Source organism: Devosia sp. A16 (assembly GCF_001402915.1).
In the GTDB taxonomy this organism is placed as follows: domain Bacteria; phylum Pseudomonadota; class Alphaproteobacteria; order Rhizobiales; family Devosiaceae; genus Devosia_A.
The window spans coordinates 3507396-3532971 of record NZ_CP012945.1 but is presented as its reverse complement, the minus strand read 5'-3'; the positions used below and the strand labels follow the sequence as shown (position 1 = coordinate 3532971).

Here is a 25576-nt window from a genome sequence, read left to right as displayed (position 1 = left end):
ATGTATCGCATCAGCGCCGATCGCTGAAACGGGTGGAAAGCACCACCGGCACCAGACCGACCAAGACAATCGTCAGCGCCGGCAGCGCCGCTTCAGTGAACAGGCTCACATTGGCGCGGGCGTAGACAACGGTGGCCAGTGTTTCGACGCCGAGCGGCCGCAGCAACAGCGTTGCCGGGAGCTCCTTGACGATCTCGACGAAGACCAGCGTCGCTGCCGTCAGCAGAGCCGGCGACAGGGTCGGCAGATCGACCCGCAACAACAGTCGCCAGCCGGTCACGCCAAGTACGCGGCCGGCATCGAGCATGGTATCGCCACGCTTCCTGATCGCCGCATCGATGGTGGAGTGCGACACGGCGAGAAAACGGATGGCGTAGACATAAAGCAGCGCGGCGATCGAGCCGGAGAGGATGAGGCCGGGGCGCCAATTGGCGACGGCCATGGTCAGGCGGTTGAACCACAGATCGGCCTGGCCAAGCGGTTGCAGCAGGCCCAGCGCCAGCACGGTGCCCGGAATGGCGTAGCCGAGGGTGGCGATGCGGATCAGCCCGTGGGCCGAGCGCGACCTCGCGAGGCGCGCGGCGATGAGCCCGACGCACACGGTAATGAAGGCGCCGAGCGCCGCCAGCGTCACCGTGGTGAGGCCGGCATTGAGGGTAAGGCCGAGCGCATCCGGGCCGAGATTGCGGATGGCGAGCACCAGCAGCTCGCCCACCGGAACGCCAAAGCCGAGCAGCAGCAGGATGGTGCAGAAGCCGATGGCGAGGGCGCGTTCGGCGCCGACCAGTTGCTCGCGCGGCGGAGCGACGCGGCTGTCGCGATGCAGCGCGTAGACGCGGTCGCGGCGGGCCCATTGTTCGAGCAGGATCAACAGGCCGATGATGAGCACGATCATCACCGCCAGTTGCGCGGCGCCGCCGAAGTTCGAGCGGTTGATCCAGGTGGAATAGATCACCGCGGTGAGGCTGTTGACGCCGAAATATTGCACGGCGCCCAGGTCGTTCACCACCTCCATCATGGCCAGCGTGATGCCGACGACGAGGGCGGGACGACTGAGCGGCAAGGTAACCGAGAAGAAGGCGCGAAAGCCCCCTGCCCCAAGCGTCCGGGCGGCCGCCGAAATGGAGCCCGACTGCATGACGAAGAAGGCCCGGCAGGAGGCGTAGACGTAGGGATAGAGCACCATCGAGAGCACGAAGGCGGCGCCGGTGGGGCTTTTGATCTGCGGGAACCAGTAATCCTTGATGGTTTCCCCACCGATGACGGCGCGCAGCGCCTGCTGGATCGGACCGGTGAAATCGAGGAACTCGACGTAGGTGTAGGCCGCCAGATAGGTCGGGGTGGCCAGCGGCAGCACCAGCGCCCATTCGAAGATGCGACGGCCCGGGAACTCGAAATGGGTCACCAGCCAGGCAGAGACGAGGCCGAGAATGCCGGTGATCAGCCCGACCCATGCCATCAGCGTCGCCGTCTCGCGCAGCGCCGTCGGCAGCATGGCGGCAGCGAGACCACCGGCGCCGGTGGTGTCGAGCGCCGCGACGGCCAGCCACAGGATCGGCAGGCCCATCAGGGCCAGCAGCAGAATGGCCGAAAGCGGCGGGAGCATGCCCCCGCCGGTTCCGGATCTCGTTACTGTTGCGGTCGTCCGGCTGATGGTTCAGCCTCCGCTATGGTTCCGCTGGTGAAGGGGGGGCGCCGAGTGCGCCGCCTCCTCCCCTCGCTAGTTCTGCGCGCCCTCGTTGAACTTCAGCTCATCGATCAGCGCCGCCGCTTCGTCGCGGAAATCGGCAGTGGCGGTGAGCGAGACCTTCGAGGGGTTGAGCGTGCCCCAACTCTGGGTCAGTTCGGCCGGCTGGACGCTGGTCACCGCCGGATACTCGTAGTTGGCATCGGCGTAAAGCTGCTGCGCCTCGTCGGAGAGCAGGAATTCGACCAGTTTGTTGGCGTTCTCGAGGTTCGGCGCGTATTTGGCGATGAACGCGCCGGCGGCGTTTACCTGGGTGCCCTCGCCCTCGGCGTCGGGGTAGACGATGCGCGCCGAAGCGGCCCACTGCTTCTGCTCGGGCTCGGCGTCGTTATTCAGCATCAGGCCCATGTAGTAAGTATTGGCGATGGCGAGATCGCACGAGCCTTCGAGGATTGCCTTGACCTGGGCGCGGTCGTTGCCGGCGGGCGGCGCCGACATGTTGTCACGCACCGCGGCGAGCCAAGTGCGGGTCTTGTCCTCGCCCCAGGCGGCGATGCGGTTGGCGACGAGGCCGATATTGTAGGCGTGGTCGCCCGGACGGGTGCAGAGGCGCCCCTTCCACTCCGGCTTGGCGATATCCTCGTAGGTCAGCGCGGTAGCGTCGACGCGGTCCTTGCTGACGTAGAAGACGCGGGCGCGCAGCGACAGCGCGGCCCAGTGGCCCTCGGCGTCGCGGAACTCGGGCGACAGGCGCTCGGTCAACGCGGCGGCGGTGATCGGCTGGGTGAGCCCCTGCGTCTTGGCGCCGACCAGATTGCCGATATCGACGGTCAGCACCACATCGACGGGCGACAGTTCGCCTTCGGCCGCGACGCGTTCGAGCAGGCCGTCGCCGGCATAGAGCACGGTGGCCTTGACGCCGGTGGCGGCAGAGAATTTGTCGAGCAGCGGCTGGATCAGGCCGGGCTCACGGTAGCTGTAGATATTGACTTCGCCACTCTGGGCAAAGCTCGGCCCGGCGGTGCCGGCAATCATCGCGGCGCCAAGCAGCGCAGCGGACAGTCGCATCGTCATGGTCATCTGAATCTCCTGCGAACGGCGCCCAGGAGGCGCCGGTGACAGGGGCAAACACGAATTCTGACGCCCAATGTCAACAATCCGTCGACGCAGATTGCCGGCGGTTTGCGACAGTCTTTTAGAACCGTTCCAGAACGAGCAGGGAGTCGCCAGCCAAGCCGCCGGTTTCCGCGCCGGCCACTGCATCCGGGACTGCGGCAACGTGTCCGATCAGGGTTGCGGGCCTTCGTCGAAGCGCAGTTCGTCGACCAGCGCGCTGGCCTCCTTGCGATGCGCCGCGATCTCGGTCAGCGGGGTCTTGTCGGCCTTGAGCTCGCCCCAACTGGCGACAAGGTCGGAAGGCGGCACGCCGGCGACCACGGGGAACTCGTAGTTGCCGCTGGCATAAAGGTGTTGGGCTTCGTCTGAGAGCAGGAATTCCACCAGCTTCTGCGCGTTGGCCTGGTTGGGGGCATATTTGGCGATCACCGCGCCGGAAACGTTGACCTGGGTGCCGTCGCCGTCAGGATCCGGGTAGATGATGCGGGCCGCGGCGGCCCAGGTCTTCTGTTCGGGCTCAGCGTCGTTGTTGAGCATCAGCCCCATGTAATAGGTGTTGCCGATCGCGAGGTCGCAGCTGCCGTCGAGAATCTTCTTCACCTGATCGCGGTCGGCGCCCGACACCGGACCATTCAGGTTGTCGCGCACCTTGGTCAGCCAGTCGCGCGTCTTGTCGACGCCCCAATGGGCGATGCGCGTGGCGATCAGCCCGATATTGTAGACGTGCTGGCCGGAGCGCGTGCACAGCCGCCCCTTCCATTCCGGCTTGGCGATATCCTCGTAGGTGAGGGCCGTCTCGGCGACGCGGTCCTTGCTGGCGTAGAAGACGCGGGCCCGCAGGGACAACGCGATCCACTGCCCGTCCGGATCCTGGTAGGCAGCGGGCACCCGCGCCTGCGCCTCGGCCGGAATGGTCTGGGTGATGCCGAAATCCTTGGCATTGGCGAGGTTGCCGATATCGACGGTGAGCACCACGTCGGCCGGCGACAGCTCGCCCTCCGCCGCGACGCGCTCGAGCAGGCCATCGCCGGCAAACAGCACGTTGGTCTTGATGCCGGTCTCAGCGGTGAACTTGTCGAGCAGCGGCTGGATCAGCCCCGGTTCGCGGTAGCTGTAGACATTGACTTCGCCGCTCTGCGCGAAAGCCGGTCCCGCCGCCAGCGTGAGAAGGAGGACGGGTACGAGGCGCAAGCTGCTGGTCATGATCGGATCCGGATCGCGGGAACTTTCCGCTCGCGGTGGTTTTTGCTTTTTCTGACCGGGCAAGTCAACAAACCGGATCGTGAACGGCCGGCGCCGCGGCTCATTGGCCGATCTCGCGCACCAGGTCGGCCGGGATCAGCAACGAGAACATGGTGCCGACGCCGACCGCCGGGTCCACGGACAGCTGGAGGGCATTGACGGCGAGCAGCGAGCGGGTCAGCGCCAGCCCGACGCTGGAGCGTACCGGCTGCAGCGCCTCGCCGTCCTTGCCGACGCCATCGCGGAACACCACGAAGCGTTCCCCCAGGTCGTGGCGCGCTTCGCCGCCGTCTCGGACATTGACGATGACAGCGCCGTCGTCCTCCTGCTGGGCGGACAGGATGACCGAGCCGCCAACCGGCGTCTGGTCGATGGCGCTGGCCAGCAGGTTGAGGATGGCCTGGGTCAGCGAGGCGGTGTCGGCCGTAATGCGCGGCAGCCGCTCCGATACGGCGTTGCGCACCAGCACGCGCGCCTCGCCGGCCTGGCCGCGGACGCGCATCAGGCAGCTTTCGAGCAGCGTCACCAGGTCGATATCGTTGGCCTGGGCCGGGTAACGTCCCTCGCGCAAACGCGTGTAGTCATCGAGTTCGTCGACCAGCGTCGCGATCTCCTGGCCGGCTGTCTTGATGTCCTGCGCATATTCCAGGTAGCGCTGGTTCTCGATCGAACCGAAGGCGGCCGAACGGATCAGGTCGGCAAAGCCGATCACCGTGTTGAGCGGTCGGCGGACGCCACGCGAGATGCGGGTCAGCATGGACGGCTCGACATCGTCCGATCGCGACGGCGCCGCTGGAGCGACGGAGGCCGCCCCCGCCATCTTGCGGATGAAGCCATAGTAACCGGCGACGATGCCCGCCTGGCCTTCGGCGAACAGGGTGATGCGGGTGTTGGGGGCCGTGCCGACGAAGGTGATGGCTGGGCGCGCCGTCTCGGCAAAGCGGGCCGGGCGTTCGAGGAAACGCTTGAGGTCGCCCAGTTGCGACGGCTCGATCAGGCTGGCGAGCGGCTTGCCGACGGTGTCGTCTTCAGCCTGGCGCAGAATGATGCGACCGTGCAGCGAGACCGAGGTGATGGTGCCGGAACGGTCGGCGGCGAGAAAGCCATCGTCGCCGGTCTCTGCAGCAAGCTCGGCGAAGGTGCGAACTGCCGCCTCGTGACCGATGCGGTTCTCGGCGACGCTCGCCGACAGCATCAGCGCCGGGCGCCCCTGCCAGGTGATCGATTGCAGCCGGGCATTGACCGAAGCAAGGCTGCCATCGCGGCGCACCAGTTGTGTCACCGGGCCGGCGGAGGCCGCATCCTCCGAAGGGAAGATGGCGGTGAGGCCGGCGGCACGCAGGCTTTCGACCGACTCGTAGCCGGTCAGGTCGGTCAGCGCGCGATTGGCGAACAGGACCTGCTGGTCGCGGAACACCAGGATGCCGAGCGGCAGCCGGTTGAGGATGAAGGTCTCGCCGGTGAGGTTGATCAGCGCGCCGTCATTGGCCGCAGCCGGCGGGGCAGCCGGCTCATCCGCCGGCGGTGCGACCGGGTGGGCGCTGACCCGGTCGGTGAGGATCCGGCTCAACTCGTCGAAATTGTAACGCGAGACCCGCTCGACCGTCTCGGCATCCGGTATCGCGGCGGCCGCTTCGGCCGCCTCGTCGTCGGCCGCCGGCAGCTCCGGCGGCGGAGGCTCGGCCGGCTGATCCTGATCGATCGCGGCGAAGCCACGGCCGATCACACGCCATACCGTCGGCGGAGCAGCCTGCGGTTCTTCGACCGTCTCAGAGCCGGCGAGGCTTTCCTCTTCTTCGGCGAAGTCGATCAGGGCGGCAATGACGTCGAGCTGGGGCACTGCCGGAACAGCTGCGGCGATCGGTTCATCCGGCAACTCGGGAGCCGGGGCGACCTCAGTTTCGATCAGCTCGGGCACCAGCGGTTGCTCGACGATCGCGGGCGGCGGCCCGGCGAAGTGCTCGTCGCCGGGATTGAGCGCAGTGTAGAGGCCGCCATCGTCGGCGAGGCGGTCGAACAGCGAGGCGAGCGTGCCCGGCACCTCGGGGGCGGCCGGAATCGGCTCGACCCAGTTGTCTTCCTCGGCGATTGCCGGTTCGTCGTCGGCGCGTTCGAGCGGCGGCAAGCCCATCGGCAGCAGCGGCTCGGGCTCGGGCACCCCAGGCGCCGGCAGCGGGAACGCGTCTTCGAGCGCGACTATCCCTTCGTCAGCGCGAATATCGGCGATCTGCGGAGCGGCGGCCGGCGTCCCGGAACGAGGCTCGAACAGCAGCAGCATGGCATCATGCGGGCTGGCCTTGAAGCGGGTCAGCTGCAACGGCTGGCCGGCGAGCTCGATCGCGTCGGCGCCTTCGGCAGGCAGGCCTTCGCTCTCGATGATGGGGCCGTAATGCTCGAGGGCATGGCGCGAACCGCCGGCGATCTGGCCATCCTCGCTGACCAGCAGGAATTCGGCGCCCTCAGGCAGCAATCCGGCGGTCACCGCGTCGACGCGCAGCGGATCATGCGCTTCGAGCAGTTCGGGTTCGATCGGATCGACGCCGACGATCAGCAGGCCGGTGTCACCGCCTGCCAGTTCGAGCGGCGTGCAGGTGCAGGTGGTCGAGATCGGGCGCTCGCCGGCGAGGAACTGGATGCGGCTCAGGCTGGCGCGGCCCATCGAGCCGAGCCGGATCAGACGCGCGATCTGGCCCTTGATCGGCACCGCCTCGGGCGCCAGCTTCAGCCCATGCTTCTTGATCTTGCCATGGAAGTAGCGTGCCGCGTCGTTGCGCCAGAGCAGCGTTTCGCCATCCTGCGACCACAGCCAGGCGGGGCGCGCGTCGGCCCAGTGCACCAGCACCAGCCGGGCCGTCGGCGATTTGATCCACTCTGCCTGCACGCGTACTCTTTTCCTGCCTTGTGCCAAATCGACACAAAGCGAACTCGGAACTTAATCTTCTCTAAATATCCCGGGGCTCCGGCACGGTCCATATCGCCCGGAGGTGAGCGGCCGTCATTCGTCGCCAATGGTTAAACCGGGTCTCGTCAACAGGGGATGAAAACAGGCCAAATCGGCGCTTGCCAGCAGCGAGAACTGAAACTATGGTCCGCCGCGCTTGCCGGGCCGCCTTAGCTCAGTTGGTTAGAGCGCTAGATTGTGGATCTAGAGGTCCCCCGTTCGATCCGGGGAGGCGGTACCATTCCCGCACTGGCCCGGCACCAGGCAAAAATCCCCCGCTGAACTGACCTGACGCTGGCCTGTCCGGTCCTGCATATCCCTCACATGGAGCGAGGCCATGGCCCGCGAATTCATCCTGACCGGTGCCCCTGGCGCCGGCAAAACCGTCATTGTCAGGGCGCTCGAAGCCGGCGGCATCGATGTGGTCGAGGAGGCGGCGACCGACGTGATCGCGCTGGACCAGGGGCGCGGGATCGACGAATCATGGCGTCGACCTGAGTTCATCGACGACATCGCGCGGTTGCAGCTGCAGCGGGCCGCTCGGCCGGCGACCGGCAACGTGCGCGTGTCCGACCGCTCGCTGGTCTGCACGCTGGCGCTGGCTGAATATCTGGGACACCCGGTGCCGGATGCGCTCATCGAATCGATCGCGTCGATGGTCGCGTCGGCCCAGTACGAGCGGCGGGTGCTGTTCGTCGACCTCCTGGGGTTCATTACCAGGACCGAGGCACGGCGGATCAGCCTCGATGAGTCGCGGCGCTTCGAACGCTTCCACATCGCGGCGTACGAGCGTCTCGGCTTCGAGCTGGTGCGGATCCCTGCCCTGCCGCTGGAGGAACGAGTGGCCATGGTGCGCTCACTGATCGGCCTCGGGATTGCCCCGATGGTGAACGGTGTATGAATGCCACGTTGGTGGAGGGTTCAAGCGCCGGGTGACAGGATCGCACGCTGACGCGGAGTTGACTGCGAAATGACCCGGTTGACCGGCAACCTGTCGTAGCATCGCCGCGTTACTGCAGTGCCCCTCGTCCACGGAGTATTCGCAATGGATCGCCGCGCTTTCAGACTGACCTCACCGGCCGCGAGCCGCAGGGCCAAGTCGTGGCTGGCGGCAGCGCACGACGGGCGGCTGCAACCGACCAGTCCGGTGGCGCCGATCGACGCGCCGGAACTACCGATGGCGATCCGTTTCGAAGGCCTGACCGAAGCCGAGCAGCGCGCCGCGCTCGCCGCCTTCCCCGGCGGCAGACGGTTCGTACTGCAGGGCTGAGCTACTGCGACAGGCGCAGGTCGGAGATATTCTCGCCGATCTCGCGGAAGGCTTTCACCAGACCGGCATTGTCGTTGGCCAGTTTTGCCTTATCGGGATCTGACGCACACTTCTTCAGCAGATCGACTTCGTTGCCACTGGTACCGAGGTTAAAGCCGACGGTGTAAATTACGACCCCCTTCTGCTTCATGTTGTAACAGAGGTCCTCGGCTTGGCCAAAAGGACCGGTCATGGTGCCGGTGGTGCCGTCCGGAGCGCTACAGGTTGCGGAGGTCGCAGTATTACCAGCGACGACGCCTCGGCAATACTCCTGATTGTAGGCGCCATCGGTCATGATGATGACGATCTTAAGCGTGTTGGGCGCGTCGTAGGTGGCGGGCTTGCCGGGGGTGGCGAACAACTCTCCAAAAGTTGGCGCCACGAGGTACCAGGCCCAGGCCGTGCCGATCTGTCCGGCGGTATTGCCGCTAGCCTTGAGCGCGCCGGAGGCGGTGTACTTCTGCAGTTCCGCCTTGTCCGACGTCAATGGCAACATCTTCTCGTTGATGCCGCAGACGCCGTCGCTGGTATAGTTGATGGAGAGCAGAGTGTTGCTCGGCGCAACGTCGTTGAAGCTGTTCGTCATCCGCTCGGTAACGCAGCTCGCCGTGGCCTTATAGGGTGGCCTGTCTGTACGGTAGCGATAGTAGGTGCACCCATACAGTACGCAATATGACAATCCGCCGGAGGTATAGGCGCCGTAGCCACCTCCCTTGCTAGAATCTGTTCCGTCGGTTCCGTCCAGTGCGAACATATTGTTCGTCAGCCTGGTCACCACGAACCATGGCTTATTGTAGGTCGCGGATGAGGTCTTCGTGGTAAAGTCGAAGTTCAGCTGCGTCATTCCGTTGACACCGGTGAACATGGCAGTTTGTCCGGTCACCAGTCCGTGATCGTCTGACGTCGTCACGACGATGTCGCATGTGGCGAGATAGCAGCGCTGGGACGTCCCGGTGTTGTTGCTTGCGGTGGAATATCCCGTGGCGTTAACCCCCACTCCGGCCACAGTCTGAAGCGAGAAAGTGGTGTTCGTAAGCACGACCACCTTATATTTCTTGCTATTCACCTGGTTCATACCGCCAACGCCAGCGATGTAGACGAATTCTCCGGTAATATAACCATGGTTCGCGGTCGTCGTTACCACGGCCGGGTTGGTCTTGCTAATACTCTTGATGTTTCTTACGACGCCGTTCTTCCAATCAATGGCAGTTATCGTCTTTGGCGGCACGACTGGCCCGCGTGCCCCGACGGCATAGTCGGCACCCACGTTCACAGCTGTCGAATACGGCACCAACGCCATCTTGGAATAGGTTGGCACCTGCTGGTCCTTGACGACCAATGGGATAAGCGTCGAGAGCGCCGTCTGCAAAGTGGAGATGCCGGTCGATCCCATCGACCCTGTGGTATCGAGCGCCACTGACACTTCGAGATTGATAGAGCCGCGGGTCGCCTCTGAAGTGAGCTTCGTGGTCATCGTGGGAATGCCGATAAGTTGCACGAACGCCATCGGGACGGTGATCTTGCCCTCGAGCTTCAACGTCCCGGTGGCGGTCGTCGCGTCGGCGGAGTCGACGGAGACCGTCAGGGTGGAATCGTTCAGTCGCTCCTTGACGAGATCCTCGGCGGACTTGCGCAGTTGCTCTTCAGTCTGGGCGTAAATCTTGGGAGCGAGACCCAGAGCGGCGGAGTCCAGCGCGATCTGCGCCTTGGCTCGGGCCGTTTCCATCCCGGTGTAGTCCACGGCGGCGCCGGCCATGGCGACGAGGACGATCGCCAGCAGGCCGAAGATGACCGCAAATGCGCCGCGCTCATCGGCGCGGAACCGCTTGAGAAGGTCGAAAGTGCCGCGCATGACGCCGGAAAGCCCCCAGAATTCCGGCGTTAGTGTCGCTGAAAATCCTAACTAAAGCACAATCACCTTCGCGCCAATTTTGACGCGCGCGTAGAGGTCTTCGACATCATCGTTGACCATGCGGATGCACCCGGACGAGACGTCCTGGCCGATAGTCCAGGGCTCGTTGGTGCCGTGGATGCGGTAGAGAGTCGAGCCGATATAGATGGCGCGGGCGCCGAGCGGATTGTTGATGCCGCCGGGCATGTAGTCCGGCAGGTTCGGCTGGCGGCGCTTCATCTCCGCCGGCGGCGTCCAGCCGGGCCATTCGCGCTTGTTGGAAACCTTGTGCGTACCGCTCCATTCGAAACCGCTGCGAGCGGTGCCGATGCCGTAGCGCAGCGCCTTGCCGTCACCAAGCACCAGATAGAGGTGCTTCTCGCCGGTGTTGACGATGATGGTGCCGGGCTTCTGGTTGGTCTTGTAGGCGACGATCTGCCGCCGGAACTCGGGGGCAAGGCGCACCTTGCTGCTCTTTAGCTTGTAGCCCGCACGGGGCTTGGAGTCGTGCAGCGACGGGCGCGACTGCAGATCGAACATGAACAGGCCCTGCGCGGCGCTGGCAGTATCGGCGAAGACCGAGAAGGACACGAGGCAGGCGGCGGCGGCGAGCACCGCTCGGGACAAACGCAGCATTGGCGCACACTCATCATTGATACGCGAGCGCCCGACGGAGGCCGGGCGCTGCGCAGTATTTATGACAATATCGAACGGGGCGTGAAGGAAGGTGGTTAAGTGAAAGTGAGGCGCCGACGCCCGCTCGTCTGTTGACGGCGCTCGCCAGCGCCATCAACCACTGCGGCAACAGGGTGAGTTACGCGACCTTCTCGGACAACAGTTCATCCAGGCGGTCGTAGCTCTGGGCCATGCCATCCGTCATGCCGGTGAGCAGGACCTGGTCGCGAACCTCCTGGCTTTCGAAGCTCATGGTGAGGGTCAGCACCGTGCGGCCGGCTCGCTCCTCGAAGGTGGTGGTGACCACCGCCTCGCCGGGGGTGCCGATCATGCCCTCGGTGTGAACGATGCGCACGGGGACGACGATCTCACGGAACCGGCCAGTAAAGCCGAACTCGGAGGCGTCAGCGTCGCTGCGCCAGACATAGCGATAGGCGCCACCGACCCTGAGGTCGATCTCGCAGATCGGCATGCTCCAGCCCGGCGGGCCGAGCTGCCAGCGCTGCACCAGTTGGGGCTGGGTGTGGCAGGCAAAGACCAGGTCCTGAGGCGCATCGAAGCTGCGCGACACGGTGACGGCGTTGTCTGACGGGTGGGTGATTGTGAGAGCTGCGGACATTGGGGTCTCCATCTATAACCTGAATGTTCTATAACTATTTGGTTATTAATGGTCAAGCCTACAACAGCACCTGCCCCGGGTCCGCGTCCGCGGGGATCTGCCAGCCATCCGGCAACAGGCGAGCCAGGGCAGCGGCGGCATGGGCGATCGTGAACGGCTTGGTGAGCACCTCGCCGGCGCCCAGCTGCCTGGCGCGCGCCATGGTCTCGCGGTTTGGATAGGCGGTGATCATCACCACGGGGACCCGGCCATGGGCAGAAAACCGGGGATCGCGGATGACTTCGAGCAGCGCCGCGCCATTCATTTCCGGCATGTACCAATCCATGAACATGATGTCGTAGCGCGTCGCCTGGATGGCACCCACGGCCGCCGCCGCGCCGGTGAGCTCATCGATCGAGACGAGGCCGAGCTTGCGCAGGGTTGCCGCCACGGCGGCGCGCGCATAGGCATTGTCGTCGACGACAAGCGCTTTGAGGTCCTGTGGCAGAATCATCGGCGTTTGGCCCCCCAGCCGCTTCGCCAGTCATGGTCGCGAGGTCGAAGCGCGCGGACGTCCAATCCGGGTTGCTCGCCGCGAGGTTGGAGACGAAAAGTCGGCGACTTGCTTCATCCCGCCACGCGGGGCCATCTATTTACCAGGAGTTAACCATGTCAACGCCGAACGAGGTGACGCGCTGCAGCTGGGCGGGGAGCGACGCGCTATACCAGCATTATCACGACCGCGAATGGGGGCGGCCGGTCACCGATGATACCAGGCTGTTCGAAAAACTCTGCCTCGAAGGCTTCCAGTCGGGGCTGGCGTGGATCACCATCCTCAGGAAGCGCGAGAACTTTCGCGCTGCGTTCCATGGCTTCGATCTCGGCAAGGTCGCGGCGATGGGCGAGGCCGATATCGAACGGCTGCTCCAGGATGCCGGCATCATCCGGCATCGCGGCAAGATCGCCTCGACCATCAACAACGCCAAACGGGCGCTGGAGGTGCAGAAGGAATTCGGCTCATTGGCCGCATATTTCTGGAGCTTCGAGCCGGAGCCGGTGAAGGGGCCGATCGTCTCGGGCAGCATCCCTGCCGAAACCGCGGCGTCCAAGACGATGAGCAAGGATCTGCGCAAGCGCGGCTTCTCGTTCGTGGGCCCCACCACCAGCTACGCCTTCATGCAGGCGATGGGGCTGGTGAACGATCACGTCGACGGCTGCTTCTGCCGGGCGGAGGCGGAGGGAGAGCGCCAGGCGCTGAAGCGGCCGAAATAGCCTCCAAGTATTTGCGCCCATTCTCAGTGTCATCCCCGCGAAAGCGGGGATCTCCGTTTGCGATGGCGCTGCCGGCACGGAAACAGAGGTTCCCGCTTTCGCGGGAATGACACCGAGTTTGAGGCGCGTGCGCGTAGCACGAGGCCGCTTCTCATCGATCAGATCGACTACCTGATCAGCAGCAGCGCCATCAGTTCGAGCTTGGACAGCCTGAGTTGCGGGCGCAGTTCATCGTCCGGGTTGAGGGGATGTTTCGGCTTTTGCGGGCCGCGGCGCAGGCCGGGCTTACGGGGGAAGAACATGGTGTCGTCCTCTCGGATGCGTTGGGTCATCGGCTCATGAACAGGGCCATGAGTTCGAGGCCGGTGATGTTGCCGACGAGCGGCAGACCGTCTTTCTGCCGCTCGCGCGGCAGCTCGGACTGATTGGGACGTGGCTTCCGGCGCTGTTGGCCGGGGCGGTTGAACAAAAACATGAGCGTGTCCGGACGCGTCAGCGCCGGCTCCTTGAATGATGAATCTGGTGACGGGCACCGGCCCGGCGAGGGCTTGTCCGGGACCGGCGCCCCTCGGCCTACATCCGGAAGTCGGGCGGCAGCCCGATATCCCTGAGCAGGTGTGGCGACAGCGGCGCGGCGCTGCCCCGGCGATAGGGCCGGAGCAAGCGACGGAGCATCGCATCGGCGCGGCGCCGGGCGATGAACAGCCTAATTCGGCCGATGAAGCCAATCTGCCCGATGTCGAATTGGGGCGGGCTGAGGACGCGTGACGTGTCACGGTCCCGTACGATGAGAACCATCTCAATTGCCGGGCGGAAACCCGGTCCTCTGATGCGAAGCAGAGGGACGACGGCGGACCGCTGCGGCCTCATGCGAGACCGCAGCAGGCGCTTACCGATAGTCCCAGTGGCTTTTCGGCTCCATCACCTCGGGCATCAGCCCGAGATCGCGACGGAGATGCTGGGGCACAGGTGGCGAGCCGCGCGACTTGTAGCGTCGCCCCGCGCGGGCCAGCTGGGCGTTGGCAAGCATCGTGACGGCGGCTGAAACCAGCGCGCCGGCGACGCCGACATGGGTGTGCGCGAGAGCGCGGTGCGAACGTGCCGGAGCACGGGTCTGCAGTTCGAGAGTCATGATTTCGTCCGGGCACAATGCGGCCCGGTCCTCTGGTGAAGAGACAATGGTGGTGGCGACGGAATCCGGACGCGAAGGCGCCGGATGGCGAGACCGGTTGCTGAAGACTAGTCGAGGCTAGAGAGAGCTGGAGAAAGAGGCCCTGGGGAGGGGCCGGCGCGGTTTAGGCGCGATTGAGGCCAGCTTTGGTCACGCCAGGACCGGAAACGAACATCGAATGAATCATGCGTCGCCTCCTCTGTGGTTGGCGTTGGACGAAGGGGCTGATACGCCGACTCGAAACCGAAGCCAACCCCTGATGCGACAGGCTGACGCACCACGCATGTTACTGTTGCCGCAAAGACACAGGTGCTTTCCTTGAGTCGACGGGGGCTTTCCGTTAGGAACCAGCCTCAGATTCCGGGCTCTGACCAGCAGACACCATGACCGACAAGAAGAAGCTCATCGCGCCGCGGCTGCCGCGCGGCTTCGAGGACCGTTTGCCCGCCGATATCTCGGCCGTGAACGCGATGACGGCGAAGATTCGCGCCGTGTACGAGCGCTATGGTTTCGATCCGGTCGAGACACCGCTGCTCGAGTACACCGAGACGCTCGGCAAGTTCCTGCCCGACACCGACCGGCCGAACGCCGGGGTGTTCAGTTTGCAGGACGACGACGAACAGTGGATGAGCCTGCGCTACGACCTGACGGCGCCGCTGGCCCGGCACTTCGCCGAGCATTTCCAGGACTTGGCAAAACCCTACCGCAGCTACCGTGCGGGCTATGTGTTCCGCAACGAAAAGCCCGGGCCGGGGCGCTTCCGCCAGTTCATGCAGTTCGATGCCGACACCGTCGGCGCAGCCGGCCCCGAGGCCGATGCCGAAATGTGCATGATGATGGCCGACACCATGGATGCGCTCGGCCTTGCCGGCAAATACGTGGTGAAGGTGAATAACCGCAAGGTGCTCGACGGGGTGCTGGCCTCGGCCGGTGTGGCCGACGAGGGGCAGAAGCTCTCGGTGCTCCGCGCCATCGACAAGCTCGACAAGTTCGGCACCGACGGAGTGGCGCTGCTGCTCGGCGAAGGTCGCAAGGACGAGAGCGGTGATTTCACCAAAGGCGCGGGCCTCAGTGACGCGCAACGCGCCGTGGTGCTGAACTATGTGCGCGGTGAGCCGCCCGAGCACAACGAGGGGATCGCCGAACTCAACGTCATGCAGGCGCTGTTCGACGCGGCGGGCTATGGCGCAGACAAGATCAAGATCGACCCAGCCGTGGTCCGCGGCCTCGAATATTACACCGGCCCGGTGTTCGAGATCGAACTGACCTTCAAGGTCCAGAACGAGAAGGGCCAGGACGTGGTGTTCGGTGCTGTCGGTGGCGGTGGCCGCTATGACGGGCTGGTGTCGCGCTTCCGCTCCGAGCCGGTGCCGGCGACCGGATTTTCGATCGGCGTTTCCCGCCTGGCCAATGCCCTGCGCCTGACCGGCAATCTCGGGGCCGAGGAGCCGCTCGGGCCGGTGGTGGTGCTGGTGCTCGATAAGGACCAGACGGCGCGCTACCAGGCGATCACCTCGCGGCTGCGCCGGGCAGGTATCCGGGCCGAGATGTTCATGGGCAACACCAGGAATTTCGGCAAGCAGGTGGCCTATGCCGACAAGCGCAACGCGCCGGCGGTGATCATCGAAGGCACCCAGGAACGCGAGCTCGGCAAGGTGCAGATCAAGGACCTGATCGCCGGCAAGGAGGCCGCCAAGGCGATTGCCGACAATGCCGAGTACAAGGCGGCGCGCCCGGGCCAGTTCGAATGCGACGGCGACCTCGACGCCATTGTTGCGGCCATCGCCCAGTTGCCGGCGGTCGCCGCCTACCTGGACGCCCATAAGTGAAGACAGCATCGGAACGATATGCCGCGCTGGTGCGGCTGGTCGAGTCGCGCACGGTGACGCGCGCCACGCCGGCGCTGCTGCTGCCGGCCGGACCGTATTTCGACCTCGCCGGCGAGGAATTCGGCCGAAACCTGCTGCTGACCACCACCAATAACGGACTCGAATACTGCCTGAGGCCTGACTTCACCCTGCCCATCGCCCAGCAATATCTCGAGGACGGGCTGCTCGGAGTGCCGTCGGCCTTCACCTATCTCGGGCCGATCTTCCGCCAGCAGAACTCGACGCCGGTCGAATACGAACAGGCGGGCCTCGAGCTCCTGGGTCAGCCCGACGCGGACAACGCGCTCGACCAGGTGCTGACCTTCGCACGCTGGGCGCTGGCCATTTACGATATTACCGCGCCGAACGTGCGGCTCGGTGGGGTCGGGTTGTTCGAAGCCTTCCTCGAGGCGGCCGAGATTCCGGTGGCCTGGCGCAGCCGCATCCGCCACCGCTTCGGCCACCCCGAAGCGCTGGAGCGGCTGATGGAGCGGCTCAGCAATCCCGAGCAGAAGGTCGACGCCCCTGCCCCGGACAGCCGGGATACGGTGATCGAGATCGTCACCGATGCCATGCTGTCGGGCGGCCTGAGCCTGATCGGCAGCCGCACGCCGGAGGAAATCGCCGACCGCTACCTCGAAAAGCAGGCGCTGGAATCGGCGCCGATCCCGCCCGAGACCGTGGCGCTGCTGCAGAACTACCTGTCGGTGGCTGAGAGCACCGAGACGGCATTCGAGCGCATCTCGGAAATGTGCAAGGAGGCCGGGTTCGACTTCGACGAGCCGCTCTACCAGGTGCGCAACCATGCTGCGGCGCTGGCGGCGCTATCGCCCAATGCCGACGTGATCTTCGATGCGAGCTTCTCGCCGCGGCTCGACTACTATACCGGCATCGTCTTCGAGATGACAGGCTCGGACGGCGAAGTGCTGGCTTCGGGCGGCGAGTATGACCGCATGCTGGAGCGGCTGGGCGCCGGCGAGCCGGTGAAGGCCTCGGGCTGCGCGCTGTGGGTCGACCGGCTGGAAAGGGAGGCCGAACAATGACCACCTTGCCCGGCGGCCTGACGCTCGCCATTCCCAGCAAAGGCCGGCTCGAGGAGCTGACCCGCAAGGCCTTCTCCACGGCGCGGATGAACATCGCCCGGCCGGGCGGCGCGCGCTCCTATGTCGGCTCGATCAAGAACCAGCCGCAGGTTACGGTGCGCTTCTATCCGGCGGCCGAGATTGCGCGCGAGCTGATCCTGGGTGGGGTCGATATCGGTGTCACCGGTTCGGACCTGATCCACGAAGCGTCGGAGAACGGCGAGGAGAACGTGCTGTTCGTGCGCGGGCTCGGCTTCGGCGAGGCCAACGTGGTGGTAGCGGTGCCCGACAGCTGGATCGACGTGCAGCAGATGACCGACCTCGCCGACGTGGCGTCGGATTTCCGTTCGCGGCACGGTCGCTGGCTGCGCGTTGCAACCAAATACGTCAACCTGACGCGGCGGCATTTCGCCAAATACGGCATTGCCGAATACCGCATCGTCGAGAGCGCCGGGGCGACGGAATCGGCGCCGGCCGCCGGCTCGGCCGACCTGATCGTCGACATCACTTCGACGGGCTCTACCCTCGCCGCCAACCAGCTGCGAGTGCTGGAGGACGGGCTGATCATGAAGTCGGAGGCGAACCTGATCGTCTCGCGCACCGCCGACTGGACGCCGCTCAGGAAGGCGCAGCTCGAGGCGCTGCTGTCGATCATGGGCGGAGTGCCGCCGGGGATCTCCACCCTGCTGTGAGCTTCGACCTGACGATCCTCGTCGCCTTGGGCTTCGTGGGGCTGCTCGCGGGCTTCGTCGATGCCATTGCCGGCGGCGGCGGCCTGATCGCCCTGCCGGTGCTGCTGTCGGTCGGCATTCCGCCGGTCACCGCGTTCGGCACCAACAAGCTGCAGTCGGTAGTGGGGACGGCGATCGCCGCCTTCACCTACTGGCGCAAGGGGTTCGTGTCGCTGCAGCTATTGGCGATCGCCATTCCGCTGACCTTTGTCGGCTCGTTCTTGGGGGCGCTGGCAGTCAAATCCATCGATACCAGTGTGCTGCAATATGCGGTGCCGGTGGCGTTGATCGCGGTGGCACTCTACTTCGCCTTTGCGCCCAAGCTCACCGACGAAGACAGCCAGGCGCGGCTCAGCACGGCGATCTTCGTTCCGGTGATGGGCTTTGCCATCGGCTTCTACGACGGCATCCTGGGGCCCGGGACCGGCTCGTTCCTGACCCTGGGCTTCGTCACCTTGTTCGGGCTGGGGGTGACGCGCGCTGCCGGCCACACCAAGGTGCTGAACCTCACCTCGAATGTCGGGGCGCTGGCGCTGTTCATCCCCTCGGGCAATGTGGTGCTGCCGGTGGCGATAGCGATGATCATCGGCCAGATCGTCGGCGGCTATCTCGGGGCCCTGACCGGCATCCGCTTCGGCGCAAGGCTGATCCAGCCGCTGGTGGTGCTGGTGTCGATCGCGCTGGCGGTGAAGCTGCTGGTGTTCCCTTAGATTACCGCTCTATCTCGGCCCCCCCTCCCCCTGAGGGGTGGGCTATCGCATATGGAGGGTCACTGGCCTTTCCTTGGTCCTCCCCCGCGTGGCGGGGGAGGGAAGCGACGACTGAATCATCGCGTCGCGACTACCGCCGAAAGGTGAGCACCCGGCGCTCGAGCCGACCCTGCAATAGCGGCAGGACGAGGCTTGCGGCATGCGCCAGCTGTCGCGGCACGGCGCGCAACTCGTTGAGCGCCCCCTGCAGACCGCCGCGGCTCGATTGGCGCCTGCCGCGGATATCGGAGGGCACGGCAACCTGCTCCTGCTCGCAGATTGCCGGCTCGAGCACATAGGGGGCGAGGCGGCTGAACAGCGCCGAGCGGCCCGGGTTGAACATCATCTGGTCGATCGGGTCATCCACTGAAGCCGTGGCATCCAGCAATATGCGAGCGCCGGCAGCCGAGACGACATAACCGGCCGTGCCGGCGCATTTGCCGTAGAAGCGGCCGACACGCCGGGCGTGGGCCGGCTGCGTCTTGCGGTCCATCACTATCGGACGCGGGCGGCCATAGCGCTCGAGCTTGACCACGGCGGCATCTGCCGGGATCCAGCTCACATCGGCGAAGAACTGGCCGCTGTCGTTGGCGAGAATGGCGTCGTCCTCGAGCACCACCGCGTAGGGCTCACCGGTTTCGAGGAAGGTTCGCCAGAACTTACGGTGGCTCAGAGTGCAGGCGAGATCGCCATTGGAAATGCGGCCATAGGCACCGCTTCGCACTTCAATCTCGCTGAGGTTGGCGGTCGGCGACTGCGCATCGACCGCATCGATATAGTCGAAGCTCAGCCCCAGCCGGTCCGCCTGCGCCTGCATGAAGGCCCGGCGATCGGGTCGGCGCGCCAGGTTGATCACATAGACATGCATCGAGCACCGCAGGCTGGCCATGATTGGCGAGCAGTTTCTTGGCCAATGCCGGCTGCGATAGCAAGCGCGGCCGACGGACGGTTCAGGGTTTGTTGAGGACGCACGGAGAGTTGCGTCAGTGCCGGCCGCCAAAATGCTATTATCGGGAACAACTTACATCGAACAGGTGAGATCATGCGCGCACTTCTGAGCCTCGCTTCGGCCCTTTCGGCACTCCTGCTGCTGCTGCCCTTCGCCGCTCCGGCCCAGGCCGCGAGCTTCGACTGCAGCAAGGCGGCGGCCGCCGATGAAGTGGCAGTGTGCCGCGACGGTGTCACCTCGTCGCTCGACAGTGAGATGGGCGGGCTCTACTTCGCCTATGAAAAGGTGCCGATGTTCATGGGCGCCAATGGCGCCCGGCACGACGAGGCGGAGGCATTCCTCGCGGCGCGTGGCAAATGCGGCGCCGACATCACCTGCCTGCGCAAAGTCTATACCGAACGGATCGCCGCGCTGAAGGCCAATATCGAGGCGTCGATGCAGCAGTTCTTCGCCTTGCAGAATGGCGAGCCCGCTTCCCCCGGGCTGCCCGAAGGCGTCGAGAAGGTGATCGCAGGCTATGCCGAGAGCTGCAAGCAGTTGGGCGGCGCGTTGGTGGCGGGCGCCGACCGGCCGCTGACGATGAGCGCCGACCTCGATGGGGACGGCGTCGCGGACTACGTGCTCAACCCGCAGAACCTGCAGTGCAGCGCCGCGGCCACGGCGTTCTGCGGCAATGGCGGGTGCCAGATCGACATTGCGGTTTCGGGCGACAGTTTCGCCAAGCCGATCGAGGTGCTGGGCGGTGCGCCGACGCTGACCCAGTCGGATGCGGGTACGTTCGCCAGGGTGTGGGTCGACGGCAGCAACTGCCCCAAGGCTGCGGCGAACGACGCATGCTGGGCGACATATAGCTGGGCCGACGGCAAGCACACCGTGACTTATGCGGCCTCGCCCGCGCCGACGATGTAGGACTGCGGTCGCTCGTCGAGGAGCTCAGCAGCCGCCCCTCACCGCGTGTTGTGCAGCATGCCCTGGAAGGCGCGGTAGCTGGCCTTCGGGGTGCGGATCTGCGTCTCGTAGTCGACATGCACGATGCCGAAGCGCGAGGTGTAGCCTTGCGCCCACTCGTAGTTGTCGAGCAGCGACCAGGCGAAGAAGCCCCTGACATCGGCGCCCTGCCCCTGGGCGTTGGCGACGGCCCGCAGATGGTCGTCGTAGTACTTCACTCGACGCTCGTCATTGGTCTCGCTCATGCCGGTCTCGGTGACGTAGAGCGGCAGCTTGGTGTAGTCGCGGTTGACTCGCACCAGCAGGTCCTCGAGGCCCTTGGGGTAGATCTCCCAGCCGAGGTCACTGGTTTCCAGGTCTCCGGAACGACGCTCGGCGCCGAACAGCCCGTTGGGACCGGCAGCGTAGAGACCCCTGGTATAGTAGTTGATGCCCAACCAATCGAGCGGCCGGGAGACGACTTCCATATCGCGCTCGAAGCCATCGGGCAGATAGGCGGCAAGGCGGCTGGTGAGTTCTTCGGGGTAGCGGCCCTTGAACACCCCGTCGAGATACCAGCGGTTGAACAGAGCATCGCCCAGGTTCTGCGCCTCGAGATCCTCCGGTCGGTCGGAGAACGCTTCGGCCTTTTCGAGGTTCAGGACGATGCCGAGGTTCTTGACGCTTTCGGCGCGCAGCGCGTCGATGGCGGTGCCATGGGCAAACAGCACATGGTGCATGGCGCGCGCGGCTGCGCGCAGATCGCGGTAGCCCGGGGCGTGCACGCCGAGGAAGTGGCTGAGATAGGCGACACACCAGGGCTCGTTGATGGTGGCGGTGGCGGCGAGCCGATCGCCGAAATGATGCCCCACCAGCGTTGCGTATTCGGCGAACCAGTTGGCGATGTCGCGGTTCATCCAGCCGCCCTTGTCCTGCAAGGCGCTGGGCAGATCCCAATGATAGAGCGTGGCATAGGGCTTGATGCCCCGCTCGAGCATGCCGTCGATCAGGCGATCGTAGAAATCGAGGCCTTTCGGGTTCGCCGCGCCGATACCTTCCGGGAACAGCCGCGGCCAGGCGAACGAGAAGCGGTAGGCGTCGAAGCCGCCATCGCGAACCAGGTCGAGATCGCCGGGCCAGCGGTTGTAGTGGTCGCAGGCGACGGCGCCGGTATCGAGGTTCTTCACGTTGCCAGGGGTGGAGGAGAAGGTATCCCAGATCGACGTCCCGCGACCATCGGTCTGGCCGCCTTCGATCTGGTAGGCAGCGGTGGCGGCGCCGAAGGTGAAGTTCGGACCGAGGTCGTCACGCGAAATCGAAAACACTCTGGATCACTCCTCAGCGGGCGGCGCCTGCGGCGCTCGTTGTGGTCGTTCCGGAGCGACGATTCTCGACGGTCACGGATCGATGTAATCGATTGCATAACAGCGCGAAGCGGATGTGTCACCCCGGGCGCTGGTGACTGCGGACCCCCACCCCTGTCCCCTCCCCCTGGGGAGGGAGACCAAAACACCAGCTTCCCAGCATGCGTCTCCCTCCCCATTCTTAGGGGGAGGAATCAAGGGTGGGGGTCAGCACGCGCCGGCTTCGGCCGCGGGCCACCTCAGAAAAATCAGCTCCGGATCACCGGGATTGAGGTGTTCGAATGCGCCGGTCTGCTCAAAACCCAGCTGTGGCAGCAGCGCCCGCATCGGCGCATTGGACTCGTTGGTCGATGTCCAGAGCTTCTGCCCGCTCGGCGTCAGCGCAATGCAGTGCTCGATGAGCGCGCGGCCGATGCCGGTGCGACGGTGCGGTGCGCCCACGATCAGCATTTCGATGAAGGGCGAGCGGAAGAAGCTGCAGGTCAGCGCGACGTAGCCCGCAACAGCGCCATCGCGTTCGGCGAGGTGGCACTGGCCAAGCGCCACCCATTCGGCAATGGCCTCCCGACGGTCGGTGCTGTGCACGGCGACGTGGTCGATGGCGATCAGCGCGTCGACATCAGTGCCGGCCGCGGGGCGGATCGACAGCACCGATCAGGGTTTCAGCTGTGGGTTGGCGGCGAGAATCGCGCCGACAATGGCCCGGAAGGCCTGGGCCTCGGCCCCGGCCGGGTCGGTGGCGACGACGGGGACGCCAGCGTCGGAGCTCTCGCGGATCTTCATCACCAGCGGGATCTCGCCGAGGAACGGAATATCGAAGGTCGCGGCGGCTGCCCTGGCGCCGCCATGGCCGAAGATGTCGTAGCGCTTGCCGGTGTCCGGAGCGATGAAGTAGCTCATGTTCTCGACGAGGCCGAGGATCGGCACGTCGGTCCTCAGCAACATGTCCATCGCCTTCTTGGCGTCGATCAGCGCCAGGTCCTGCGGCGTCGAGACGATGACGGCGCCCAGCAGCGGCACCTGCTGGACCAGCGAGATCTGGATGTCGCCGGTGCCGGGCGGCAGGTCGACCACCAGCACGTCGAGCCCGCCCCAGTCGCTCTCGCGCAAGAGCTGCCGCAACGCGGAGGTGGCCATCGGGCCGCGCCACACTACGGCCTGGTTGGCGGTGAGCATCGAGCCGATCGACATGGCCTTGAGGCCATAGGCCTCGTGCGGCGCGAAGATACCGTCGTCGCGCACCGCGGGCTTGCCTTCGAGACCGAGGAGCTTGGGGATCGATGGACCATAGAGGTCGGCGTCGAGGATGCCGGTTCTGAGCCCCTCGGCGGCAAAGCCGAGCGCCAGATTGACGGCGACGGTGGACTTGCCGACGCCGCCCTTGCCGGAGCCGACGGCGACGATATGGCGGACACCCGGGACGGCTTCGCGCGGCGGCGGGCCGGGACGGCCCTGCGCCTTGGCCTGGCCGGTGGCAGCCTGGGCGCGGTCGGAGGTCAGCGACACCATCACCTTGCGGCCCTCGGCGACCTTCTCGGCCGCCGCCTGGGCCGCGACACGGGCCGGGCCGAAGGCAGCCTCCATGCCGGGCGCAACCGAAATGGCGAAAGCCACAGCGCCTGACGTGACGATGATCTCGCTCAGGCCGCCATAGCCGGCCAGCGCCCCGCCGCCGGGAATCTCCACGGAAGCGAGGGCGTTGCGGACGGCGGCGGCGATGAGTTCATTGGCCATTCAAGTGCCTCCGGGCTTTCAGTCGGGCCTTCTCCCCTTGTGGGAGAATGTGGCCGAAGGCCGGATGAGGGGTCGCGACACGAAGTGTCGCCGATCCGAGTGCGAACGAGGAGCGATCCAGTACGCGGTGAGAACCCCTCATCCGCCCTTCGGGCACCTCGCGGCGAGGGCTTCGCCCTCGTCCGCTGACCACAAGGGAAGGCCCGACTGCGCTAATGTCCGCGTGAGCCGATCAGAGGATCGACTGGCCGGTGCCCTTCCAGTCCTTGACGAAGGCCTCGAGGCCCGACTTGGTCAGCGGGTGGTCGGCAAGCTTGTAGATCACCGCCGGGGGAATGGTCGCGACGTCGGCGCCGGCGAGGGCCACTTCGGTGATGTGGTTCGGGGTACGGATCGAGGCCGCGAGGATCTCGGTAGCGAACGAGTAGTTGTCGTAGATGGTGCGGATGTTCTCGATCAGCTCGACGCCGTCGGCGTTGATGTCATCGAGGCGGCCGATGAACGGCGAGATGTAGGTGGCGCCGACCTTGGCCGCCAGCAGCGCCTGGTTGGCCGAGAAGCAGAGCGTTACGTTGGTCTTGATGCCTTCCTTCGAAAAGGTCTTGGTGGCCTTGAGGCCGTCGATGGTCAGCGGCAGCTTCACCACGACATTCTCGGCGAGCTTGGCCAGCACATGACCCTCGGCGATCATCCCGTCATAGTCGGTGGCGGCGACCTCGGCCGACACCGGGCCGGGGACGATCGAGCAGATTTCCTTGATCACTTCCTTGAACTGACGGCCGGACTTGGCGATCAGCGAAGGATTCGTCGTCACGCCGTCCAGCAGGCCGGTTTCATAGAGATCGCGGATATCCTTGATCTCGGCGGTATCGACGAAGAACTTCATTTCTGTCCCCTCCAAGGGAGATGGTTAGCTACGCTTTAGGTAGTCACAATCGGGGCGTGAGACAACGCCCCGACCATTGGCTTCAGCGGATGGCGGCAAGCATCTTGTCGGCGAGTTCGCCGATGCGATCCTCGGGGATCCCCGCGACATTGATGCGACTGTCGTTGATCATGTAGACGCCGTCATCGAGCTTCAGTTTGGTGACGACATTCTCGGGCAGACCGAGCAGCGAGAACATGCCGGTGTGCTCGGCGATGAAATCGAAGTCGGTCGAGTTCGAGCGCTGCCGGATGGCGTCGGCAAGTTTGACGCGCAGGCGCTTCATGCGTTCCCGCATTTCGGTGAGTTCGGCTTCCCACTCGGCGCGCAGTTCCTTGTCCTCGAGGATGACGCGGACGATTTCGGCGCCATGGTCCGGCGTCTGGCTGATGGTGGCGCGGATGACGTTCTGCATCTGCGAGGAAACGACATCAGCGCTGTCGGAATCCCTGGCGATGGCGATGGCGACGCCGGCGCGCTCGCGGTAGAGGCCGAAATTCTTCGAGGCCGAGAAGGCGACCATCGACTCCGGCACCGAGGACACCACTTTGCGCACGCCGTAGGCATCGGCCTCGAGGCCATCGCCGAAGCCGAGATAAGCCAGATCGACCAGCGGGAAGGCGCCGGTGCGCTTGAGGCTCTCGACCACCACGTCCCACTGCGCATTGGTGAGGCTGGCGCCCGTCGGGTTGTGGCAGCAGCCGTGCAGCAGGACGATGTCGTCAGACGTCAGCGTGTCTAGCGTCGCCATCATCTTGTCGAAGTCGACCAGCCGCTTGGCATGGTCGAAATACGGATAATAGACCGGAGTCAGGCCGGCGAGTTCCGCCATCGGCCAATGGTTCGGCCAGCTCGGATCGGAAATGAAGATGCGGCCCTTCGGACGGGCGCGGCCGAGCACGTTCATCAGGATCGACAGCGCGCCGGTGCCGCCGGCGCCGTTGACGCAGCGAATGCGCTTCAAGTCCACTACGCCGCCGAGCGCCAGATCGACGATGGCAGCCGAGAACTCCTTGTTGCCGACCACACCCTTGTAAGTCTTGGTCTTGGCGCTATCGAGGATGCGCTGCTCGGCCTTTTTCACCGCGCTCATGACAGGCGTTACGCCCTTGGGATCTTTGTAGACGCCGACGCCGAGGTCGATCTTTCCGTCGCGGGGATCGTTGGCATACTCGGCCATCAGCACGAAAATCTTGTCGAGCGTGGCCTTCTTGAGGGTCTCAAACATCAGGTCTGTCCGGGGAAAACGAGAGCGGGGCTGTTATAGGCGGTGGTGGGGGAATTGCAACGGGGCGGATGGGTGGTTCGGCCTTATCCAAAAGGCCCCCTCACCCGCCGCTACGCG

General features: G+C 65.3%; 26 protein-coding genes and 1 tRNA gene. 9 read left to right on the top strand and 18 right to left on the bottom strand.

Annotated features, from left to right (window positions below):
• Window positions 1-10: 10 nt before the first annotated feature.
• The 4 genes from APS40_RS17000 to APS40_RS16985 form a co-directional block, all read right to left on the bottom strand.
• A complete protein-coding gene (locus APS40_RS17000) occupies window positions 11-1606 on the bottom strand; it encodes an ABC transporter permease (protein ID WP_055048185.1) in 1596 nt (531 codons plus the stop codon).
• Window positions 1607-1720: 114 nt separating this feature from the next.
• Window positions 1721-2767, bottom strand: coding sequence for an extracellular solute-binding protein (locus APS40_RS16995; protein ID WP_055048184.1), 1047 nt, complete (start codon window positions 2765-2767; stop codon window positions 1721-1723).
• Between the two features lie 207 nt (window positions 2768-2974).
• On the bottom strand, window positions 2975-4006 hold the full coding sequence (locus tag APS40_RS16990; protein ID WP_055048183.1) for an extracellular solute-binding protein: 1032 nt from the start codon (window positions 4004-4006) through the stop codon (window positions 2975-2977).
• A 100-nt stretch (window positions 4007-4106) separates the two neighbouring features.
• Window positions 4107-6926: a sensor histidine kinase gene (locus tag APS40_RS16985; RefSeq protein WP_055048182.1), complete on the bottom strand. Its 2820-nt coding sequence runs from the start codon at window positions 6924-6926 to the stop codon at window positions 4107-4109.
• A 224-nt stretch (window positions 6927-7150) separates the two neighbouring features.
• Here APS40_RS16985 and APS40_RS16980 point away from each other — a divergent pair.
• From APS40_RS16980 to APS40_RS16970, 3 genes are all read left to right on the top strand, one after another.
• A tRNA-His gene (locus APS40_RS16980) sits at window positions 7151-7227 on the top strand.
• Between the two features lie 96 nt (window positions 7228-7323).
• Complete coding sequence (locus tag APS40_RS16975; RefSeq protein ID WP_055048181.1) at window positions 7324-7887, top strand: AAA family ATPase; 564 nt, start codon at window positions 7324-7326, stop codon at window positions 7885-7887.
• A 144-nt stretch (window positions 7888-8031) separates the two neighbouring features.
• The gene (locus tag APS40_RS16970; protein WP_055048180.1) at window positions 8032-8256 is read left to right on the top strand and encodes a hypothetical protein; all 225 of its coding nucleotides are present in this window, start codon (window positions 8032-8034) and stop codon (window positions 8254-8256) included.
• A gap of 1 nt (window position 8257) precedes the next feature.
• Here APS40_RS16970 and APS40_RS16965 read toward each other — a convergent pair whose 3' ends face one another.
• The 4 genes from APS40_RS16965 to APS40_RS16950 all read right to left on the bottom strand — a co-directional run bounded on the left by APS40_RS16965 (window position 8258) and on the right by APS40_RS16950 (window position 11973).
• Window positions 8258-10147, bottom strand: a complete 1890-nt coding sequence (locus APS40_RS16965; protein ID WP_055048179.1) for a TadE/TadG family type IV pilus assembly protein — start codon at window positions 10145-10147, stop codon at window positions 8258-8260.
• Between the two features lie 51 nt (window positions 10148-10198).
• Window positions 10199-10822, bottom strand: coding sequence for a L,D-transpeptidase (locus APS40_RS16960; protein WP_055048178.1), 624 nt, complete (start codon window positions 10820-10822; stop codon window positions 10199-10201).
• A gap of 178 nt (window positions 10823-11000) precedes the next feature.
• The gene (locus tag APS40_RS16955) at window positions 11001-11480 is read right to left on the bottom strand and encodes an SRPBCC family protein (protein WP_055048177.1); all 480 of its coding nucleotides are present in this window, start codon (window positions 11478-11480) and stop codon (window positions 11001-11003) included.
• Window positions 11481-11538: 58 nt separating this feature from the next.
• Window positions 11539-11973, bottom strand: a complete 435-nt coding sequence (locus tag APS40_RS16950) for a response regulator (RefSeq protein WP_055048176.1) — start codon at window positions 11971-11973, stop codon at window positions 11539-11541.
• A 155-nt stretch (window positions 11974-12128) separates the two neighbouring features.
• Between APS40_RS16950 and APS40_RS16945 the strand changes: the two genes are divergently transcribed.
• A complete protein-coding gene (locus APS40_RS16945) occupies window positions 12129-12731 on the top strand; it encodes a DNA-3-methyladenine glycosylase I (RefSeq protein WP_055048175.1) in 603 nt (200 codons plus the stop codon).
• 167 nt (window positions 12732-12898) lie between these two features.
• Here the strand turns inward: APS40_RS16945 and APS40_RS25470 are convergent, their stop codons facing one another.
• The 4 genes from APS40_RS25470 to APS40_RS16935 all read right to left on the bottom strand — a co-directional run bounded on the left by APS40_RS25470 (window position 12899) and on the right by APS40_RS16935 (window position 13863).
• The gene (locus APS40_RS25470) at window positions 12899-13033 is read right to left on the bottom strand and encodes a hypothetical protein (RefSeq protein WP_257720958.1); all 135 of its coding nucleotides are present in this window, start codon (window positions 13031-13033) and stop codon (window positions 12899-12901) included.
• Window positions 13034-13059: 26 nt separating this feature from the next.
• A complete protein-coding gene (locus APS40_RS24970; protein WP_156342971.1) occupies window positions 13060-13206 on the bottom strand; it encodes a hypothetical protein in 147 nt (48 codons plus the stop codon).
• Between the two features lie 98 nt (window positions 13207-13304).
• A complete protein-coding gene (locus tag APS40_RS16940) occupies window positions 13305-13529 on the bottom strand; it encodes a hypothetical protein (RefSeq protein WP_055048174.1) in 225 nt (74 codons plus the stop codon).
• 91 nt (window positions 13530-13620) lie between these two features.
• On the bottom strand, window positions 13621-13863 hold the full coding sequence (locus tag APS40_RS16935; RefSeq protein ID WP_055048173.1) for a hypothetical protein: 243 nt from the start codon (window positions 13861-13863) through the stop codon (window positions 13621-13623).
• 422 nt (window positions 13864-14285) lie between these two features.
• Between APS40_RS16935 and hisS the strand changes: the two genes are divergently transcribed.
• Genes hisS through APS40_RS16915 form a run of 4 tightly spaced genes read left to right on the top strand, consistent with a single transcriptional unit; the run spans window position 14286 to window position 18293 of the window.
• Complete coding sequence (gene hisS / locus APS40_RS16930; RefSeq protein ID WP_055048172.1) at window positions 14286-15731, top strand: histidine--tRNA ligase; 1446 nt, start codon at window positions 14286-14288, stop codon at window positions 15729-15731.
• Window positions 15728-16813, top strand: a complete 1086-nt coding sequence (locus APS40_RS16925; protein ID WP_055048171.1) for an ATP phosphoribosyltransferase regulatory subunit — start codon at window positions 15728-15730, stop codon at window positions 16811-16813. The genes hisS and APS40_RS16925 overlap by 4 nt, the downstream gene beginning before the upstream one ends.
• Entirely contained in the window at window positions 16810-17544 is a 735-nt protein-coding gene (gene hisG, locus APS40_RS16920) for an ATP phosphoribosyltransferase (RefSeq protein WP_055048170.1), read from the top strand. The genes APS40_RS16925 and hisG overlap by 4 nt, the downstream gene beginning before the upstream one ends.
• Complete coding sequence (locus tag APS40_RS16915; protein WP_055048169.1) at window positions 17541-18293, top strand: TSUP family transporter; 753 nt, start codon at window positions 17541-17543, stop codon at window positions 18291-18293. Before hisG ends, APS40_RS16915 begins: the two co-directional genes overlap by 4 nt.
• A 130-nt stretch (window positions 18294-18423) precedes the next feature.
• On the opposite strand, the gene APS40_RS16910 is transcribed toward APS40_RS16915, so the two are convergent.
• On the bottom strand, window positions 18424-19221 hold the full coding sequence (locus APS40_RS16910; RefSeq protein ID WP_082434474.1) for a glycosyltransferase family 25 protein: 798 nt from the start codon (window positions 19219-19221) through the stop codon (window positions 18424-18426).
• A 153-nt stretch (window positions 19222-19374) separates the two neighbouring features.
• Here APS40_RS16910 and APS40_RS25200 point away from each other — a divergent pair, with 153 nt between their 5' ends.
• Window positions 19375-20190: a lysozyme inhibitor LprI family protein gene (locus APS40_RS25200; protein WP_197279347.1), complete on the top strand. Its 816-nt coding sequence runs from the start codon at window positions 19375-19377 to the stop codon at window positions 20188-20190.
• A gap of 38 nt (window positions 20191-20228) precedes the next feature.
• Here APS40_RS25200 and APS40_RS16900 read toward each other — a convergent pair whose 3' ends face one another.
• The 5 genes from APS40_RS16900 to APS40_RS16880 all read right to left on the bottom strand — a co-directional run bounded on the left by APS40_RS16900 (window position 20229) and on the right by APS40_RS16880 (window position 25459).
• The gene (locus APS40_RS16900; protein WP_055048167.1) at window positions 20229-21533 is read right to left on the bottom strand and encodes a GH1 family beta-glucosidase; all 1305 of its coding nucleotides are present in this window, start codon (window positions 21531-21533) and stop codon (window positions 20229-20231) included.
• Between the two features lie 246 nt (window positions 21534-21779).
• Entirely contained in the window at window positions 21780-22223 is a 444-nt protein-coding gene (locus tag APS40_RS16895; protein ID WP_055048166.1) for a GNAT family N-acetyltransferase, read from the bottom strand.
• Window positions 22224-22226: 3 nt separating this feature from the next.
• On the bottom strand, window positions 22227-23306 hold the full coding sequence (locus APS40_RS16890; RefSeq protein ID WP_055048165.1) for an Mrp/NBP35 family ATP-binding protein: 1080 nt from the start codon (window positions 23304-23306) through the stop codon (window positions 22227-22229).
• Window positions 23307-23538: 232 nt separating this feature from the next.
• Window positions 23539-24192 carry a fructose-6-phosphate aldolase gene (fsa, locus tag APS40_RS16885; RefSeq protein WP_055048164.1) on the bottom strand — a complete coding sequence of 218 codons (654 nt, stop codon included), beginning with the start codon at window positions 24190-24192 and terminating at the stop codon, window positions 23539-23541.
• 82 nt (window positions 24193-24274) lie between these two features.
• On the bottom strand, window positions 24275-25459 hold the full coding sequence (locus APS40_RS16880) for an amino acid aminotransferase (RefSeq protein WP_055048163.1): 1185 nt from the start codon (window positions 25457-25459) through the stop codon (window positions 24275-24277).
• Between the last annotated feature and the right edge of the window lie 117 nt (window positions 25460-25576).

Excerpts from the sequence above, each read along its gene's own strand:
- APS40_RS17000 (WP_055048185.1), bottom strand. The coding sequence starts at position 1,606 with ATGCTCCCGCCGCTTTCGGCCATTCTGCTGCTGGCCCTGATGGGCCTG.
- APS40_RS16995 (WP_055048184.1), bottom strand. The coding sequence starts at position 2,767 with ATGACCATGACGATGCGACTGTCCGCTGCGCTGCTTGGCGCCGCGATG.
- APS40_RS16990 (WP_055048183.1), bottom strand. The coding sequence starts at position 4,006 with ATGACCAGCAGCTTGCGCCTCGTACCCGTCCTCCTTCTCACGCTGGCG.
- APS40_RS16975 (WP_055048181.1), top strand. The coding sequence starts at position 7,324 with ATGGCCCGCGAATTCATCCTGACCGGTGCCCCTGGCGCCGGCAAAACC.
- APS40_RS16970 (WP_055048180.1), top strand. The coding sequence starts at position 8,032 with ATGGATCGCCGCGCTTTCAGACTGACCTCACCGGCCGCGAGCCGCAGG.
- APS40_RS16965 (WP_055048179.1), bottom strand. The coding sequence starts at position 10,147 with ATGCGCGGCACTTTCGACCTTCTCAAGCGGTTCCGCGCCGATGAGCGC.
- APS40_RS16960 (WP_055048178.1), bottom strand. The coding sequence starts at position 10,822 with ATGCTGCGTTTGTCCCGAGCGGTGCTCGCCGCCGCCGCCTGCCTCGTG.
- APS40_RS16955 (WP_055048177.1), bottom strand. The coding sequence starts at position 11,480 with ATGTCCGCAGCTCTCACAATCACCCACCCGTCAGACAACGCCGTCACC.
- APS40_RS16950 (WP_055048176.1), bottom strand. The coding sequence starts at position 11,973 with ATGATTCTGCCACAGGACCTCAAAGCGCTTGTCGTCGACGACAATGCC.
- APS40_RS16945 (WP_055048175.1), top strand. The coding sequence starts at position 12,129 with ATGTCAACGCCGAACGAGGTGACGCGCTGCAGCTGGGCGGGGAGCGAC.
- APS40_RS25470 (WP_257720958.1), bottom strand. The coding sequence starts at position 13,033 with ATGTTCTTCCCCCGTAAGCCCGGCCTGCGCCGCGGCCCGCAAAAGCCG.
- APS40_RS24970 (WP_156342971.1), bottom strand. The coding sequence starts at position 13,206 with ATGTTTTTGTTCAACCGCCCCGGCCAACAGCGCCGGAAGCCACGTCCC.
- APS40_RS16940 (WP_055048174.1), bottom strand. The coding sequence starts at position 13,529 with ATGGTTCTCATCGTACGGGACCGTGACACGTCACGCGTCCTCAGCCCG.
- APS40_RS16935 (WP_055048173.1), bottom strand. The coding sequence starts at position 13,863 with ATGACTCTCGAACTGCAGACCCGTGCTCCGGCACGTTCGCACCGCGCT.
- hisS (WP_055048172.1), top strand. The coding sequence starts at position 14,286 with ATGACCGACAAGAAGAAGCTCATCGCGCCGCGGCTGCCGCGCGGCTTC.
- hisG (WP_055048170.1), top strand. The coding sequence starts at position 16,810 with ATGACCACCTTGCCCGGCGGCCTGACGCTCGCCATTCCCAGCAAAGGC.
- APS40_RS16910 (WP_082434474.1), bottom strand. The coding sequence starts at position 19,221 with ATGGCCAGCCTGCGGTGCTCGATGCATGTCTATGTGATCAACCTGGCG.
- APS40_RS25200 (WP_197279347.1), top strand. The coding sequence starts at position 19,375 with ATGCGCGCACTTCTGAGCCTCGCTTCGGCCCTTTCGGCACTCCTGCTG.
- APS40_RS16890 (WP_055048165.1), bottom strand. The coding sequence starts at position 23,306 with ATGGCCAATGAACTCATCGCCGCCGCCGTCCGCAACGCCCTCGCTTCC.
- fsa (WP_055048164.1), bottom strand. The coding sequence starts at position 24,192 with ATGAAGTTCTTCGTCGATACCGCCGAGATCAAGGATATCCGCGATCTC.
- APS40_RS16880 (WP_055048163.1), bottom strand. The coding sequence starts at position 25,459 with ATGTTTGAGACCCTCAAGAAGGCCACGCTCGACAAGATTTTCGTGCTG.